Annotated in this window: 10 protein-coding genes; 5 read left to right on the forward strand and 5 right to left on the reverse strand. The window is 60.1% G+C overall.

All coding sequences use genetic code 11. The annotated features are described in order from the left end of the window. Window positions 1-38: 38 nt before the first annotated feature. Window positions 39-1,058, forward strand: coding sequence for a quinone-dependent dihydroorotate dehydrogenase (locus ACRRSD_RS24475; protein WP_435035794.1), 1,020 nt, complete (start codon window positions 39-41; stop codon window positions 1,056-1,058). Between the two features lie 236 nt (window positions 1,059-1,294). Here the strand turns inward: ACRRSD_RS24475 and rmf are convergent, their stop codons facing one another. Then, window positions 1,295-1,510, reverse strand: coding sequence for a ribosome modulation factor (gene rmf / locus ACRRSD_RS24480; RefSeq protein ID WP_003223300.1), 216 nt, complete (start codon window positions 1,508-1,510; stop codon window positions 1,295-1,297). 532 nt (window positions 1,511-2,042) lie between these two features. Here rmf and rlmKL point away from each other — a divergent pair. Both rlmKL and ACRRSD_RS24490 read left to right on the forward strand, forming a co-directional pair. After that, window positions 2,043-4,313 carry a bifunctional 23S rRNA (guanine(2069)-N(7))-methyltransferase RlmK/23S rRNA (guanine(2445)-N(2))-methyltransferase RlmL gene (gene rlmKL / locus ACRRSD_RS24485; protein WP_123448553.1) on the forward strand — a complete coding sequence of 757 codons (2,271 nt, stop codon included), beginning with the start codon at window positions 2,043-2,045 and terminating at the stop codon, window positions 4,311-4,313. Between the two features lie 147 nt (window positions 4,314-4,460). Next, window positions 4,461-6,842, forward strand: coding sequence for a sensor domain-containing diguanylate cyclase (locus ACRRSD_RS24490; RefSeq protein ID WP_435035797.1), 2,382 nt, complete (start codon window positions 4,461-4,463; stop codon window positions 6,840-6,842). A 135-nt stretch (window positions 6,843-6,977) separates the two neighbouring features. On the opposite strand, the gene dacB is transcribed toward ACRRSD_RS24490, so the two are convergent. Beyond that, complete coding sequence (gene dacB, locus ACRRSD_RS24495) at window positions 6,978-8,438, reverse strand: D-alanyl-D-alanine carboxypeptidase/D-alanyl-D-alanine endopeptidase (protein ID WP_435035799.1); 1,461 nt, start codon at window positions 8,436-8,438, stop codon at window positions 6,978-6,980. 233 nt (window positions 8,439-8,671) lie between these two features. On the opposite strand from dacB, the gene ACRRSD_RS24500 reads away from it, so the two are divergent. Continuing rightward, on the forward strand, window positions 8,672-9,016 hold the full coding sequence (locus ACRRSD_RS24500) for a YggL family protein (protein ID WP_007916365.1): 345 nt from the start codon (window positions 8,672-8,674) through the stop codon (window positions 9,014-9,016). Window positions 9,017-9,258: 242 nt separating this feature from the next. Here ACRRSD_RS24500 and ACRRSD_RS24505 read toward each other — a convergent pair whose 3' ends face one another. Next, on the reverse strand, window positions 9,259-10,449 hold the full coding sequence (locus ACRRSD_RS24505; RefSeq protein WP_095111814.1) for a benzoate/H(+) symporter BenE family transporter: 1,191 nt from the start codon (window positions 10,447-10,449) through the stop codon (window positions 9,259-9,261). 358 nt (window positions 10,450-10,807) lie between these two features. On the opposite strand from ACRRSD_RS24505, the gene ACRRSD_RS24510 reads away from it, so the two are divergent. Next, window positions 10,808-11,572, forward strand: coding sequence for a GntR family transcriptional regulator (locus ACRRSD_RS24510; RefSeq protein WP_007918375.1), 765 nt, complete (start codon window positions 10,808-10,810; stop codon window positions 11,570-11,572). A 157-nt stretch (window positions 11,573-11,729) separates the two neighbouring features. On the opposite strand, the gene guaD is transcribed toward ACRRSD_RS24510, so the two are convergent. Then, window positions 11,730-13,034, reverse strand: a complete 1,305-nt coding sequence (gene guaD / locus ACRRSD_RS24515) for a guanine deaminase (protein WP_435035801.1) — start codon at window positions 13,032-13,034, stop codon at window positions 11,730-11,732. Between the two features lie 13 nt (window positions 13,035-13,047). Then, window positions 13,048-13,905, reverse strand: a complete 858-nt coding sequence (gene xdhC, locus ACRRSD_RS24520) for a xanthine dehydrogenase accessory protein XdhC (RefSeq protein ID WP_435035803.1) — start codon at window positions 13,903-13,905, stop codon at window positions 13,048-13,050.

Here is a 13,905-nt window from a genome sequence, read left to right on the forward strand (position 1 = left end):
ATCGCCGCCTCTTTTCGCCGCCCGAGTCATTGCCGCCCATGTATTCCCTGGCCCGTCAGCTGTTGTTCAAACTTTCCCCGGAAACCTCCCACGATCTGTCGCTGGATCTGATCGGCGCGGGTGGGCGTTTGGGCTTAAACGGCTTGCTGTGCAAGGCGCCGGCGAGGAAACCGGTGACGGTCATGGGCCTGGAGTTTCCGAACCCGGTGGGTCTGGCGGCCGGTCTGGACAAGAATGGCGCGGCCATCGATGGCTTCGCGCAACTGGGCTTCGGTTTTGTTGAAATCGGCACCGTGACCCCGCGTCCGCAGCCGGGCAACCCGAAACCACGGATCTTCCGTCTGCCGGAAGCCGAGGCGATCATCAACCGCATGGGTTTCAACAACCTCGGTGTCGATAACCTGTTGGCACGGGTGGCAGCGGCGAAATACAAAGGCGTGCTGGGCATCAATATCGGCAAGAACTTCGATACCCCGGTTGAACGCGCGGTCGACGATTACCTGATCTGCCTGGACAAGGTGTACGCCCACGCCAGCTACGTGACGGTCAACGTCAGTTCGCCGAACACTCCGGGCCTGCGCAGCCTGCAGTTCGGCGATTCGCTCAAGCAATTGCTCGCGGATCTGGCCACGCGCCGTGCCGAACTGGCCTTGCGTCATGGTAAGCACGTGCCATTGGCGATCAAGATTGCGCCGGACATGACCGATGAAGAAACCGCGCAGGTTGCCCAGGCGCTGATCGAAACCGGCATGGACGCGGTGATCGCGACCAACACCACCCTGAGCCGTGTCGGTGTCGAAGGCATGGAGCATGGCGACGAGGCGGGCGGTTTGTCCGGTGCGCCGGTGCGTGAGAAGAGCACCAATACCGTGAAGGTGCTGGCCGGTGAGTTGGCTGGGCGGTTGCCGATCATTGCGGCTGGCGGGATTACCGAAGGCAAGCATGCGGCCGAGAAGATTCTCGCCGGTGCGAGCCTGGTGCAGATTTACTCCGGCTTCATCTACAAAGGCCCGGCGCTGATCCGTGAATCGGTCGACGCCATCGCCGCCCTGCGCTGAGCCTTTGTGGGAGCGAGCCTGCTCGCGAAGGCGCCAGTTCAGTCAATATTTCTGTGACTGACACACCGCTTTCGCGAGCTGGCTCGCTCCCACAGGTTTCCTGTTCCAGCATCAGTTTTCAGGCATAAAAAAGGGCTCCTCGAAGGAGCCCCTGGGCCGGAGCCCGCCGTCCGGGAAGGACGTGCATGGTAAGTCGTTACAAATTCAGATTGTCGTGTCGGAATAAATGCCCTGTGTCAGCCGACGGCGTGAAGTTCGTTGAGTCTGTGGATTCCCGCAGTGCCGGTCATACCGTCCCAGTTGTCGCCGCGTCCTTCTCGCCAGCCGTTGATCCAGGCTTGACGTACCGACGGTAGAGTAAATGGGCAAAGCTCACGGGATTTGCCACCAACGCCATATTGATATCCGCGCAAAAATGCTCTTTCCAACGGATCACGCTTAAGTCTTCTCATAGGGTGTTTCCCTCACTTGTTGACTGTTTTGTGTCGCGTTGACCTCAACTGAGGTCTGGCAGAAGAAACCTGCCATGGTGCGGCTCGCTGCCGGCGTGGCGAGCCAAGGTGTTGACGCCGTTGCGACGTCAACCTAGGTTCAGTTCTAACCAATGAGTCACACCGAGGGAATGATCGTTTTGTCATAAGGACGTAACGAAATTAATGCTACAGCCATAAGTAACGACGGGTTTCATGCACGGTTTTTCAGCAAACCCCGGTATGATCGGCCCCGCGCTGGATGATGGGGTTAATTCTTTAGTGAGAATGACCCACGTTTGCGCTGGGGTATAAAGCGACGAAGGGTCGCTTCAAGACTTTTTGTTTCATCAACTTTTTTATCTGTCCCGGCATCTAAGCTCTTTTAACCCGAGCAGCGGGGATGGAACGGCACACCTTCGTGCCACGCGGGCGTTCTTTTAGAAAAGCGCCTGATTGAAAACCGGATCGGCAATGCGTTGCCGATTCACAAGCCAAAGGCTCTGGAAATACCATGTCCGACCGTTTCGAACTCTTCCTCACTTGCCCTAAAGGCCTTGAAGGCCTGCTCATCGAGGAAGCCGTCGGGCTTGGCCTTGAAGAAGCGCGCGAGCACACTTCCGCCGTGCGTGGCATGGCGACCATGGAAACCGCTTATCGCCTGTGCCTCTGGTCGCGTCTGGCCAACCGTGTGTTGCTGGTGCTCAAGCGCTTCCCGATGAAGGACGCCGAAGACCTCTACCACGGCGTGCTCGACATCGACTGGCAGGATCACATGCTCAGCGACGGTACTCTGGCCGTTGAATTCAGCGGCCACGGTTCCGGCATCGACAACACCCACTTCGGCGCCTTGAAAGTCAAAGACGCCATCGTCGACAAACTGCGCACCCCGCAGGGCGACCGTCCGTCGATCGACAAGCTCAACCCGGATCTGCGTATTCACCTGCGCCTGGATCGCGGCGAAGCGATTCTCTCCCTCGACCTCTCCGGCCACAGCCTGCATCAGCGCGGTTACCGTCTTCAGCAGGGCGCTGCACCGCTGAAGGAAAACCTCGCGGCAGCGATCCTGATCCGTTCCGGCTGGCCACGTATTGCCGCTGAAGGCGGCGCGCTGGCTGACCCGATGTGTGGTGTCGGTACGTTCCTCGTCGAAGCCGGCATGATTGCCGCCGACATGGCACCGAACCTGCGTCGTGAGCAGTGGGGCTTCACCGCTTGGCTCGGTCACGTCCCGGCGCTGTGGAAAAAACTCCACGAAGAAGCGGTTGAACGTGCCGCTGCCGGTCTGGCCAAACCACCGCTGTGGATTCGCGGTTACGAAGCCGACCCACGGCTGATTCAGCCCGGCCGCAACAACGTTGAACGTGCCGGCCTGAGCGAGTGGATCAAGATCTACCAGGGCGAAGTCGCGACCTTCGAGCCGCGTCCGGATCAGAACCAGAAAGGTCTGGTGATCTGCAACCCGCCGTACGGCGAGCGTCTCGGTGACGAGGCCAGCCTGCTGTATCTCTACCAGAACCTCGGCGAGCGTCTGCGTCAGGCCTGCCTGAACTGGGAAGCGGCAGTGTTCACCGGCGCACCGGATCTGGGCAAGCGCATGGGTATCCGCAGCCACAAACAGTATTCGTTCTGGAATGGCGCGCTGCCGTGCAAGCTGCTGTTGATCAAAGTGCTGCCGGATCAGTTCGTCACTGGCGAGCGTCGAACCCCGGAACAGCGTCAGGCCGAGCGCGAGCAAGCGGCTTACGATCAGACCCCGGACGAGCCGCAAGAACGCAAGTTCAACAAGAACGGCAACCCGATCAAACCGACGCCAGCCCCGGCGCCAGTGATCGAGCAGCCGCGCTTGAGCGAAGGCGGGCAGATGTTTGCCAACCGCCTGCAAAAGAACCTCAAGGCCATGGGCAAGTGGGTCAAGCGCGAAGGCATCGATTGCTACCGCGTCTACGATGCCGACATGCCTGAGTACGCAATGGCCATCGACCTGTACCACGACTGGGTGCACGTCCAGGAATACGCCGCACCGAAGTCGATCGACCCGGAAAAAGCCTCGGCGCGCATGTTCGATGCCCTGGCAGCGATTCCGCAGGCACTGAACGTCGACAAGAGCCGCGTGGTGGTCAAGCGTCGCGAGCGCCAGAGCGGCACCAAGCAGTACGAGCGTCAGGCTGCACAGGGCAAGTTCAATGAAGTCAGCGAGGGCGGCGTGAAGTTGCTGGTCAACCTCACCGACTACCTCGACACCGGCCTGTTCCTCGATCACCGGCCAATGCGCATGCGCATCCAGAAAGAGGCTGCCGGCAAGCGCTTCCTCAATCTGTTCTGCTACACCGCGACAGCCAGCGTGCACGCGGCCAAGGGCGGCGCGCGCAGCACCACCAGCGTCGACCTGTCGAAGACCTACCTCGACTGGGCACGCCGCAACCTGTCGCTGAACGGTTACTCGGACAAGAACCGTCTGGAGCAGGGCGATGTGATGGCGTGGCTGGAAAGCAGCCGGGACGAGTACGACCTGATCTTTATCGATCCGCCGACCTTCTCCAACTCCAAGCGCATGGAAGGCATCTTCGACGTGCAGCGTGACCAGGTGCAGTTGATCGACCTGGCCATGGCGCGTCTGGCGCCGGGCGGTGTGCTGTATTTCTCCAACAACTTCCGCAAGTTCCAGTTGGAAGAAAATCTCGCTGAGCGTTACGCGGTCGAGGAAATCAGCGCGCAGACCATCGATCCGGATTTTGCCCGCAACACCAAGATTCACCGCGCCTGGAAAATCACGGCTCGTTGACGCTTTGCGATATTGGATCCACAGAGCCTTGATTTTTAAAGGCTCCGTGGATCTGCCCGCGCTGGCTAAATTAGTGGCTAATAGCTATAACTCACACACGGTCAATGGGGTTTTCCCGTAAATGCTGGCGTAGTGTGAGTTGTCTTTATGTCGTTGCACCCCGTGCGCCCAAAGATTCTGGGTTTCATCAGTGAAGACGTCTCGGCCTGGCTGGTCGCGCTGCTGGTATTGCTCGCCGGCGGGATTCTCACGGGGCTGCTCGCCTGGGCCACCCTCAATCAGTTCCAGCAACAAATCCGTCAGCGTTTCCAACTGCTGGCCAACGAACGTTACACCCGCATCGAAGAACGTTTTCAGGATCAGGAGCAACGCCTCGACGGCCTGCGCCGCTTCTTCGCCAACTCCGAATCGGTGTCCCGCGCCGAATTCGATGGTTACACCCAACCCTTATTAATGCGTACCCAGGCCTATTCGTTTGCCCTCAAGGTCAGTGGAGCCGAGCGCGCCGCATTCGAGCAGCAGGTGCGTGATGAAGGTCTGACCAACTTTACCCTCCGAGAATTGAATGCTCAGGGCGAGCTGCAACTGGCTGGCATGCGCGATGAATACGTGCCAGTGCTCTATAGCCAGACGCAAAGTCGGCTCGGCTCACCGTTAGGCTATGACCTGCTCGCGCAACCTTTGCGTCGCGAAACCTTGCAACGTGCCGACAAACGCGGCGGGCTGGCGGTGTCGCAACCGATGCACCTGGTCAGCATTGAGCCGTCCTACGCGCGCGGTGTGCTGCTGGTGGCGCCGGTGAGCCGCAGTGGCCAGCGCCAATCGTTCGGCTACGTGATGGCGGTGATCAGCATGCGTCAGTTACTGGCCGACGGTTTGCCGGACGCTTTCCATGACTATCTGTCGGTGCGCATTCTCGACATGTCGACCAATGATCAGCACGAAGTGTTGTTCGAGTCGACCAACGAGCCGGCGCCGAGCGCCCTGTCGGCCACGCGGTTATTGCGCATGGCCGATCACGACTATCAGGTCGATATTCTGCCGAGCGAGGCGTTCGTTCAGGCCAATCATTCGTCGGTCGGTAGCGTGATCATTCTGGGCAGCTTGCTCAGTTTGCTGCTCAGCGCCTTGCTCTACGTGTTGGTCAGTCAGCGTCAGCGCGCCTTGCGCATGGTCGAGCTGCGCACGCAGGAGTTGCATGCCAGCGAACAGGAGCTGCGTGGCACCCACGGCCAGTTGCGCGGCGTGCTGAATGCGGCGACGCAGGTGGCGATCATCGCCACCGATCTGCGCGGGGTGATCAACACCTTCAACCCCGGCGCCGAACAAATGCTCGGCTACAGCAGCGCCGACGTCGTCGGCCACATGACCCTGGAAAACTTGCACCTGCCCCGCGAGCTGACGGCCCGTGCTGCCGAATTGAGTGCGCGCTACGGTAAAAGCATCCCGACCTGCCACGCGATGCTGGTCGAGGGCGGCGAAGTCGGTGGCCACGAGGCCCGCGAATGGACGCTGGTGCGCAGCGATGGCAGTCATCTGCCGGTGAACATGCTCGCCACGCCGGTGCTGGATGAGCAGGGGTTGTGGGTCGGGCACCTGGCGATCTGCATCGACATCACCGAGCGCAAGCGCGTGCACGAGGTGCTGGCGGCGCGGGATGTGTTGCTGAAGAAGCTCAGCGCGCATGTGCCCGGCGGCATTTATCAATTCAAGATGGAATTCGATGGGCGTTTCAGCGTGATCTACGCCAGCGACGGCATCCGCGAGATCTACGAGCTGGAGCCGGACGTGCTGCTGTTCAACGCCGAGGCGATCTTCACGCGCATTCATCCACAGGACGTCACCCGTGTGCGTTCTTCCATTCGCGCTTCGGCCGACAGCCTCAGCCCGTGGCGCGAGGAATACCGCGTGCAGCTGCCCGAACGTGGTTTGCGCTGGGTGCGCGGCGAGGCGACGCCGGAAGAACTGCCGGGTGGCGGCGTGCTCTGGCATGGCTATATCTCGGATATTTCCGATTTGAAACGCGTGGAAGAAGAACTGCGCGCGCTGTCGGTGACCGATTCGCTGACCGGCATCCATAATCGCCGCTATTTCCAGGAACGCTTGACCACGGAAATGGCCCGGGTCGAGCGCGGCGGGGGCGAGCTGTCGGTGATCATGCTCGACATCGACCATTTCAAACGCATCAACGACCAGTACGGCCACGCTGTCGGCGACCGGGTGCTGCAAGCGGTGTGCGAGCGGATTGGCCATCGTTTGCGGCGTACCGACGTGTTCTGTCGCTTGGGCGGCGAGGAGTTCATGGTGCTGTGCCCGGACATCGACGGTGAACACGCGTACATGTTGGCGGTTGAGCTGTGGCAGGGTTTGCGCAGTGCGCCAGTGGATGTGGTCGGCGTGGTGACCGCGAGTTTCGGTATCGCCAGTTGGCGACCGGGGGAGGGTGCGGATGCGCTGCTGTTGCGGGCGGATTCGGGTGTGTATATGGCAAAGCAGCGCGGGCGCGATCGTGTCGAACAGATGAGCTAGGCTCTGCCCCCCAACCAATGTGGGAGCGAGCCTGCTCGCGAAGGCGGTCTATCAGTCAGCACATTTATTGACTGACCTGACGCCTTCGCGAGCAAGCTCGCTCCCACAGGGTTTTGTGGTGTTGCCTGAACGGCGTTACAGGACCGAAGCGGTCTGCGCCAGTTTCGGCTGCTTGTACAGATCCAGCAGCACCTGATCCAGCACCGACGATGCGCCAAACGGTGCCTTGTCATTGAGGATCGCCACTACCGCCCAGGTATTGCCATTCACATCACGGCTGAAGCCGGCAATCGCCCGCACGGTGTTCAAAGTACCGGTCTTGACGTGAGCCTCACCGCGCATCGCCGTGGTCTTCAGGCGTTTACGCATGGTGCCGTCGGTACCGGCAATCGGCAGCGAGCTGATGTACTCCGCGGCATACGGGCTGTGCCAGGCGGCTTGCAGCATGCTCGCCATCTCACGGGCGCTGACCCGTTCTGCGCGAGACAAACCGGAGCCGTTCTCCATCACCAGATGCGGCGCAGTGATGCCTTTCTTCGCCAGCCACTGACGCACTACGCGTTGCGCTGCCTTGGCGTCGTCACCGTCGGCGTCGTTGCGGAAGCGTTGGCCGAGGCTGAGGAACAGCTGCTGGGCCATGGTGTTGTTACTGTATTTGTTGATGTCGCGGATGATTTCCGCCAGATCCGGCGAGTAGGCGCGAGCGAGCAGTTTGGCGTTGCCCGGGGTCGAGGCCAGACGATCCTTGCCTTGAATGCTGCCGCCCAGCTCTTTCCAGATCGCCCGCACGGCGCCGGCCGTATAGGTCGCGTGGTCGAGCAGCGACAGATAAGTCTGCGAGCTGCAACCTTCGCCCAACTGGCCGGCGACGGTCACGGTCATGCTGCCATCGGGTTGCGCCACCGGGTTGTAGCGCACGCCGCCGGTGCATTGCTTGGAGGGCAGTGCCTTGACGGTGTTTTCGATGTGGATGCTGGCAATCGGTGGTTCTACCGAGATCAGCACGCGGCCACCATCATTGCGCGCGACGAAGCGCAGGGCTTTGAGGTTGACCAGCAGCGAATCCGGTTTGACCAGAAACGGCTTGTTCTCGTCGTTGCCGTCATCGTTGAATTCCGGCAGTTGCGGCTGCACGAAGAAGTTGCGGTCGAGCACCAGATCGCCGGTGATCTGCGTCACGCCGTTGGCGCGCAGGTCGCGCATCAGCAGCCAGAGTTTTTCCATGTTCAGCTTCGGATCACCGCCGCCCTTGAGGTAGAGGTTGCCGTTGAGGATGCCGCCGCTGAGGTCGCCGTCGGTGTAGAACTCGGTCTTCCACTGATGGTTCGGGCCGAGCATTTCCAGCGCCGCGTAGGTGGTTACCAGTTTCATCGTCGAGGCCGGGTTGACCGACACGTCGGCGTTGAACACGGTCGGCGTGCCTGGGCCGTCCAGCGGCACCATTACCAGCGACAAGGCGTTAGGTTGCAATTTGCTCGCTTTGAGGGCTTTTTCGACATTCGGGGTGAGTGAAGTATTGATGGTGGCAGCGGAAACAGGCAGGGCCAGAGGCAGAAGAAGGCCGGCGAGAAACAGTGGACGCAACGATTTGATCATATGAAATAAAACCCTACAGTCGAGGGGAAAATAACGAGGACATGGATGAAAAAGCCCTCAGCGGTCATGAAAGTGTCGGCATTATGCCCCAAGGTGTTACAGCTTGTGCCTTGTCGGGGCCGGCCAATACGTTATTTTTTTACAGGCGGTCGGCTTCAGGGGCCAGAGAGTCGGGCAATCGACCGCTTAAACTGGTAAAGTGCCGGCCGTTAATACTTAAGAGGATTGTTCCAATGGCGACTAACCGTTCCCAGCGTCTGCGCAAAAAACTGTGCGTTGATGAATTTCAAGAGCTGGGTTTCGAGCTGAACCTGGACTTCAAAGAAGACTTGTCCGAAGAAGCCATTGACGCTTTCCTCGAAGCCTTCATCAAAGAAGCCATGGAAGCCAATGGTCTGGGTTATGTTGGCGGCGACGACTTCGGTCTGGTATGCCTGCAGAAGCGTGGCTCGGTCAACGAAGAGCAGCGCGCTGCCGTTGAAGCCTGGCTGAAAACCCGCTCCGAGCTGACCAAGTATGAAGTCAGCCCGTTGCTGGACGTTTGGTATCCGGAAAAGCCGATCAACGCGGCTAAGTGATACTGAAAAAAACGGCGACCTGAGGGTCGCCGTTTTTTTTCGTCTGGTGTTTGGGTGTTCGGCTTGGGATTTGTGGTGAGGCTACCCCTCACCCCAGCCCTCTCCCCGAGGAGAGGGAGCCGATATGCGAGCTGTTCAACACCTGATTTCGACTCGGTATCCCACGTCGGCGTATTTCTTCCAAGCACCTCGGTCAGTCCCCTCTCCCCCGGGGAGAGGGTTAGGGTGAGGGGCTTTTGACCTTAAGCCTTACGCCAATTCAAAATCACCAGCGTCAAAACCCCCGCGACAATCCCCCAAAACGCCGAACCAATGGAAAACAGCGTCAACCCCGACGCCGTGACCATAAAGGTAATCAACGCCGCCTCACGCTCCTTGACCTCGGCCATGGCAATGCTCAAACCATTGATGATCGAACCAAACAGCGCCAGCGCGGCAATCGACAGCACCAGTTCCTTCGGCAGCGCGGCAAACAACGCTGCCAACGTGGCGCCGAACACCCCGGCAATCCCGTAGAAAATTCCGCACCAGACCGCAGCGGTGTAGCGCTTGTTGCGATCTTCATGGGCATGCGGTCCGGTGCAGATCGCCGCGCTGATCGCCGCGAGGTTGATGCCATGCGAACCAAACGGCGCCAGCAACAGCGAGGCAATGCCGGTGGTTGTGATCAGCGGCGAGGCTGGGACGTTGTAGCCATCGGCGCGCAGTACGGCGATGCCAGGCATGTTCTGCGAAGTCATCGCGACCACGAACAGCGGAATGCCAATGCTGATGGTCGCGGCGAGCGAGAAGTGCGGCGTGGTCCACACCGGCGTCGCGACTTCCAGATGAAAACCGCTGAAATCCAGCAAACCCATGAACCCCGACAGCGCGGTGCCGATCAGCAGCGCCGCGAGCACCGCATAACGCGGCGACAGGCGTTTGACCAGCAGATAAGTGAAAAACATCCCCAACACCAGCCCGGTACGGTGCTGCGCGGCGACGAAGATTTCGCTGCCGATCTTGAACAGAATCCCTGCCAGCAATGCCGCCGCCAGTGAAGCCGGAATCTTTTTCACCAGCCTTTCGAAGCTGCCGGTCAGGCCGCAGATCGTCACCAGCACCGCGCAGGTGATGTAGGCGCCGATGGCCTCGCCATAGCTGACGCCGCCCAGACTGGTGATCAGCAACGCAGCGCCGGGCGTCGACCAGGCGATGGTGATCGGCGTGCGATAACGCAGCGACAGACCGATCGAACACACCGCCATGCCGATCGAGATCGCCCAGATCCACGAAGAAATCTGCCCGCTGGTCAGGCCCGCCGCTTGCCCGGCCTGGAACATCAGCACCAGTGAACTGGTGTAGCCGGTCATCATCGCGATGAAACCGGCGACGATGGCTGAAGGCGAAGTGTCGGCCAGTGGGCGCAGTTGAGTGTGCGTGGCGTCGTTCATGACAACGGTGTTCCTTATATCAATGAAGATGTCCCCTGTACGCCAAACCCCTGTGGGAGCGAGCCTGCTCGCGAAAGCGGTGTGTCAGTCAACATTCATTTTGAAATGTGAAACGGCTTTCGCGAGCAGGCTCGCTCCCACAGGGGATTGTGGTCGACCAGCGGATTCTGCGATCAAGCCTAAACTCAAACGTAACGGATCGTTGCAATACAGCCGAAGTCACAAACAGCCGTACAGTCGTGTTGCCACCTTCCATTGTGTACAATCGCGCTGTTTTTTACGCGATACTTGCCAGCGACCTACTGTGCCGTATTACAGTCACGGTCTATTCGCCGCAGTTCTCCCGACTCGAGTGCCCATGAACGAACAGTTGCAACCCCTCAAGAAACAACCGCGAGCAGGCAAAGCCGGCCGCAGCGGAACCCAGGACGATATTGTCTACGCGCATATCTTCGAGGCCATCCTCGAACAGCGTCTGGCGCCCGGCACCAAGTTGAGCGAAGAAGCGCTGGGGGAAATCTTCGGGGTCAGCCGCACCATCATTCGCCGCGCGCTCTCGCGTCTGGCCCATGAAGGCGTGGTGCTGTTGCGGCCGAACCGTGGCGCCGTGGTTGCCAGCCCCAGCGTTGAAGAAGCCCGTCAGGTGTTCCTCGCCCGCCGTCTGGTCGAGCGCGCGATCACTGAGCTGGCGGTGCAACACGCCACCGCCGAGCAAATTGCCGAATTGCGCCAGATGGTCAACGACGAACGCGACAGCTTCTCCCGTGGCGATCGCGGCGCCGGTATTCGTCTGTCGGGCGAATTCCACCTGAAACTGGCGGAAGCGGCGATGAACGCACCGTTGATCAGCTTCCAGCGCAGTCTGGTTTCGCAGACATCGCTGATCATCGCCCAGTACGAAAGCGGCAACCGCTCGCACTGCTCGTACGACGAACACACTCAACTGATCGACGCGATCGAGAAGCGCGACGGTGAGCTGGCGGTGAATCTGATGATGCACCACATGGATCACATCGACAGCAAGCTCAACCTCGATGAGGAAGGCGCGTCGGATGATCTGCATGCGGTGTTCTCGCATTTATTGCAGACCAAGAAGCCGGGGCGCCCTGCGGCGAAGCTTTAAGTCAGACCGAGTCGCTCCCTTCGCGAGCAGGCTCGCTCCCACATTTGAAATGCATTCCCCCTGTGGGAGCGAGCCTGCTCGCGAAGGCGATCTGACAGGCAATAAAAATCCCCCGGGGTGAACACCACCGGGGGATTTTTTTATTGCTCGGAAAAGCTTAGCGCTGATGCACCAATGCACCCGCCGCATACGTCTGCTGCACCGTGCGGTCATCGCCCAGCGTCATCAGCACAAACAACGTCTCGGCAATATTGTTGGCCTGCTTCAAGCGGTAGCTGAGCAGCGGCGTAGCGTTGTAATCCAGCACCAGGAAGTCGGCGTCGGAACCCGGTTGCAGGTTGCCGATCTTGTCTTCCAGACGCAGTGCCCGCGCACCACCCAATGTCGCCAGATACAACGATTTGAACGGGCTCAGTCGCGCACCTTGCAACTGCATCACTTTGTACGCTTCGTTCAGTGTTTGCAGCAGCGAGAAACTGGTGCCGCCACCGACGTCAGTGCCCAGACCGACATTGAGTTTGTGCTTCTCGGCCATCGGCAAGTTGAACAAGCCGCTACCCAAGAAGAGGTTCGAGGTCGGGCAGAACGAGATTGCCGAGCCGGTCTCTGCCAGTCGCGCGCATTCGTCGTCGCACAGGTGCACGCCGTGGGCGAATACCGAGCGCTCGCCGAGCAGTTGGTAGTGATCGTAAACGTCGAGGTAGCCCTTGCGCTCCGGGAACAGCTCCTTGACCCACTCGATTTCCTTGAGGTTCTCGCTGATGTGGGTCTGCATGTACAGATCCGGGTACTCGGTCAGCAGTTGCCCGGCGAGGGTCAGTTGTTCCGGAGTGCTGGTCGGCGCGAAGCGTGGGGTGACCGCATAGTGCAGGCGACCCTTGCCATGCCAGCGCTCGATCAGCGCCTTGCTGTCGACGTAGCTCGATTCGGCGGTATCAGTCAGATAGTCCGGGGCGTTGCGGTCCATCATCACCTTGCCGGCGATCATCCGCAGGTCAAGCTTTTCGGCGGCTTCGAAGAACGAGTTCACCGACTGCGGGTGCACGCTGCCGAACACCAGCGCAGTGGTGGTGCCGTTGCGCAGCAGCTCCTTGACGAAAATGTCAGCGACTTCGTCGGCGTGAGCCTTGTCGCCGAACTGGCTTTCGCACGGGAAGGTGTAGGTGTTGAGCCAGTCGAGCAGTTGCTCGCCGTAGGCACCGACCATGCCGGTTTGCGGAAAGTGAATGTGGGTATCGATGAAGCCCGGGGTGATCAGCGCGTCCTGGTAATGCTCGATTTCGATGTCCGCCGGCAGGGTCGGCAACAATTCGCTGGCGTGGCCGAGGGCGCTGATCTTGCCGCCATCGACCACCAGCAGGCCATCCTCGAAATATTCGTAGGAGGCTTCGATTCCGACTTCGGCGGGGTCGGTGATGCTGTGCAGGATGGCGGCGCGGTAGGCTTTGCGAGTCAGAGGCATGAGGGTTCTCTAATCAGTTTGAGGCTTTGAGTTTGGTCGCCTGACTGCGCCGCGAAACCGGCAGCAGTTTGGCAATCGGTTCGGCGCTGGCAGTCTGCTGACCGAAGTTGGCGTTATAGGTGGCGATGATTTCGCCGGCGATGGAGATGGCGATTTCCACAGGCAGTTTGCCTTTGACCTCGCCGATGCCCATCGGGCAGCGCATGCGTTGCACGACGCCGCTGTCGAAACCGCGATCACGCAAACGGTGTTCGAACTTGGCGCGTTTGGTCTTCGAGCCGATCAGGCCGAAGTAGGCGAAGTCGTTACGCTTGAGAATCGCGGCCGTGAGTTCAAGGTCGAGCTGATGGTTGTGGGTCATGACGATGCAATAACTGCCGGCGGGCAGGTCATCGATTTCATCCACAGGCTCTTCGGCGACGATTTTACGCACGCCGTGGGGGACGTGTTCGGGGAATTCGGCATCACGCGAATCGATCCAGCGTACCCGGCAGGGCAGGCTGGCAAGCAGCGGCACGAGGGCGCGGCCAACGTGGCCGGCACCGAACACAGCGATCTGCGCCTGCACCTGGCCCATCGGTTCGAACAGCAACACGGTGGCGCCGCCGCAGCACTGGCCCAGGCTGGCGCCGAGGCTGAAGCGCTCCAGATGGGTGTCCTGCTTACCGCTGGCGAGCATCTCGCGGGCGATCTGCATGGCTTTGTATTCCAGGTGCCCGCCACCGATGGTGTCGAAGCTCCGGTTAGCGCTGATGACCATTTTCGAGCCGGCGTTGCGTGGCGTCGAGCCGAGTTCTTCGATGATCGTCACCAGCACACAGGGTTCGCCCTGGTTCTGCAGGTCGGCGAGGGCGTCGATCCAGTTGTACAT

The organism is Pseudomonas neuropathica (assembly GCF_051174785.1).
GTDB classification, from domain to species: Bacteria; Pseudomonadota; Gammaproteobacteria; order Pseudomonadales; family Pseudomonadaceae; genus Aquipseudomonas; species Aquipseudomonas neuropathica_A.

What these genes read in the sequence shown, in the direction of transcription:
- ACRRSD_RS24475 (WP_435035794.1), top strand. Translation starts at nt 39, where the DNA reads ATGTATTCCCTGGCCCGTCAGCTGTTGTTCAAACTTTCCCCGGAAACC.
- rmf (WP_003223300.1), bottom strand. Translation starts at nt 1,510, where the DNA reads ATGAGAAGACTTAAGCGTGATCCGTTGGAAAGAGCATTTTTGCGCGGA.
- rlmKL (WP_123448553.1), top strand. Translation starts at nt 2,043, where the DNA reads ATGTCCGACCGTTTCGAACTCTTCCTCACTTGCCCTAAAGGCCTTGAA.
- ACRRSD_RS24490 (WP_435035797.1), top strand. Translation starts at nt 4,461, where the DNA reads ATGTCGTTGCACCCCGTGCGCCCAAAGATTCTGGGTTTCATCAGTGAA.
- dacB (WP_435035799.1), bottom strand. Translation starts at nt 8,438, where the DNA reads ATGATCAAATCGTTGCGTCCACTGTTTCTCGCCGGCCTTCTTCTGCCT.
- ACRRSD_RS24500 (WP_007916365.1), top strand. Translation starts at nt 8,672, where the DNA reads ATGGCGACTAACCGTTCCCAGCGTCTGCGCAAAAAACTGTGCGTTGAT.
- ACRRSD_RS24505 (WP_095111814.1), bottom strand. Translation starts at nt 10,449, where the DNA reads ATGAACGACGCCACGCACACTCAACTGCGCCCACTGGCCGACACTTCG.
- ACRRSD_RS24510 (WP_007918375.1), top strand. Translation starts at nt 10,808, where the DNA reads ATGAACGAACAGTTGCAACCCCTCAAGAAACAACCGCGAGCAGGCAAA.
- guaD (WP_435035801.1), bottom strand. Translation starts at nt 13,034, where the DNA reads ATGCCTCTGACTCGCAAAGCCTACCGCGCCGCCATCCTGCACAGCATC.
- xdhC (WP_435035803.1), bottom strand. Translation starts at nt 13,905, where the DNA reads ATGTACAACTGGATCGACGCCCTCGCCGACCTGCAGAACCAGGGCGAA.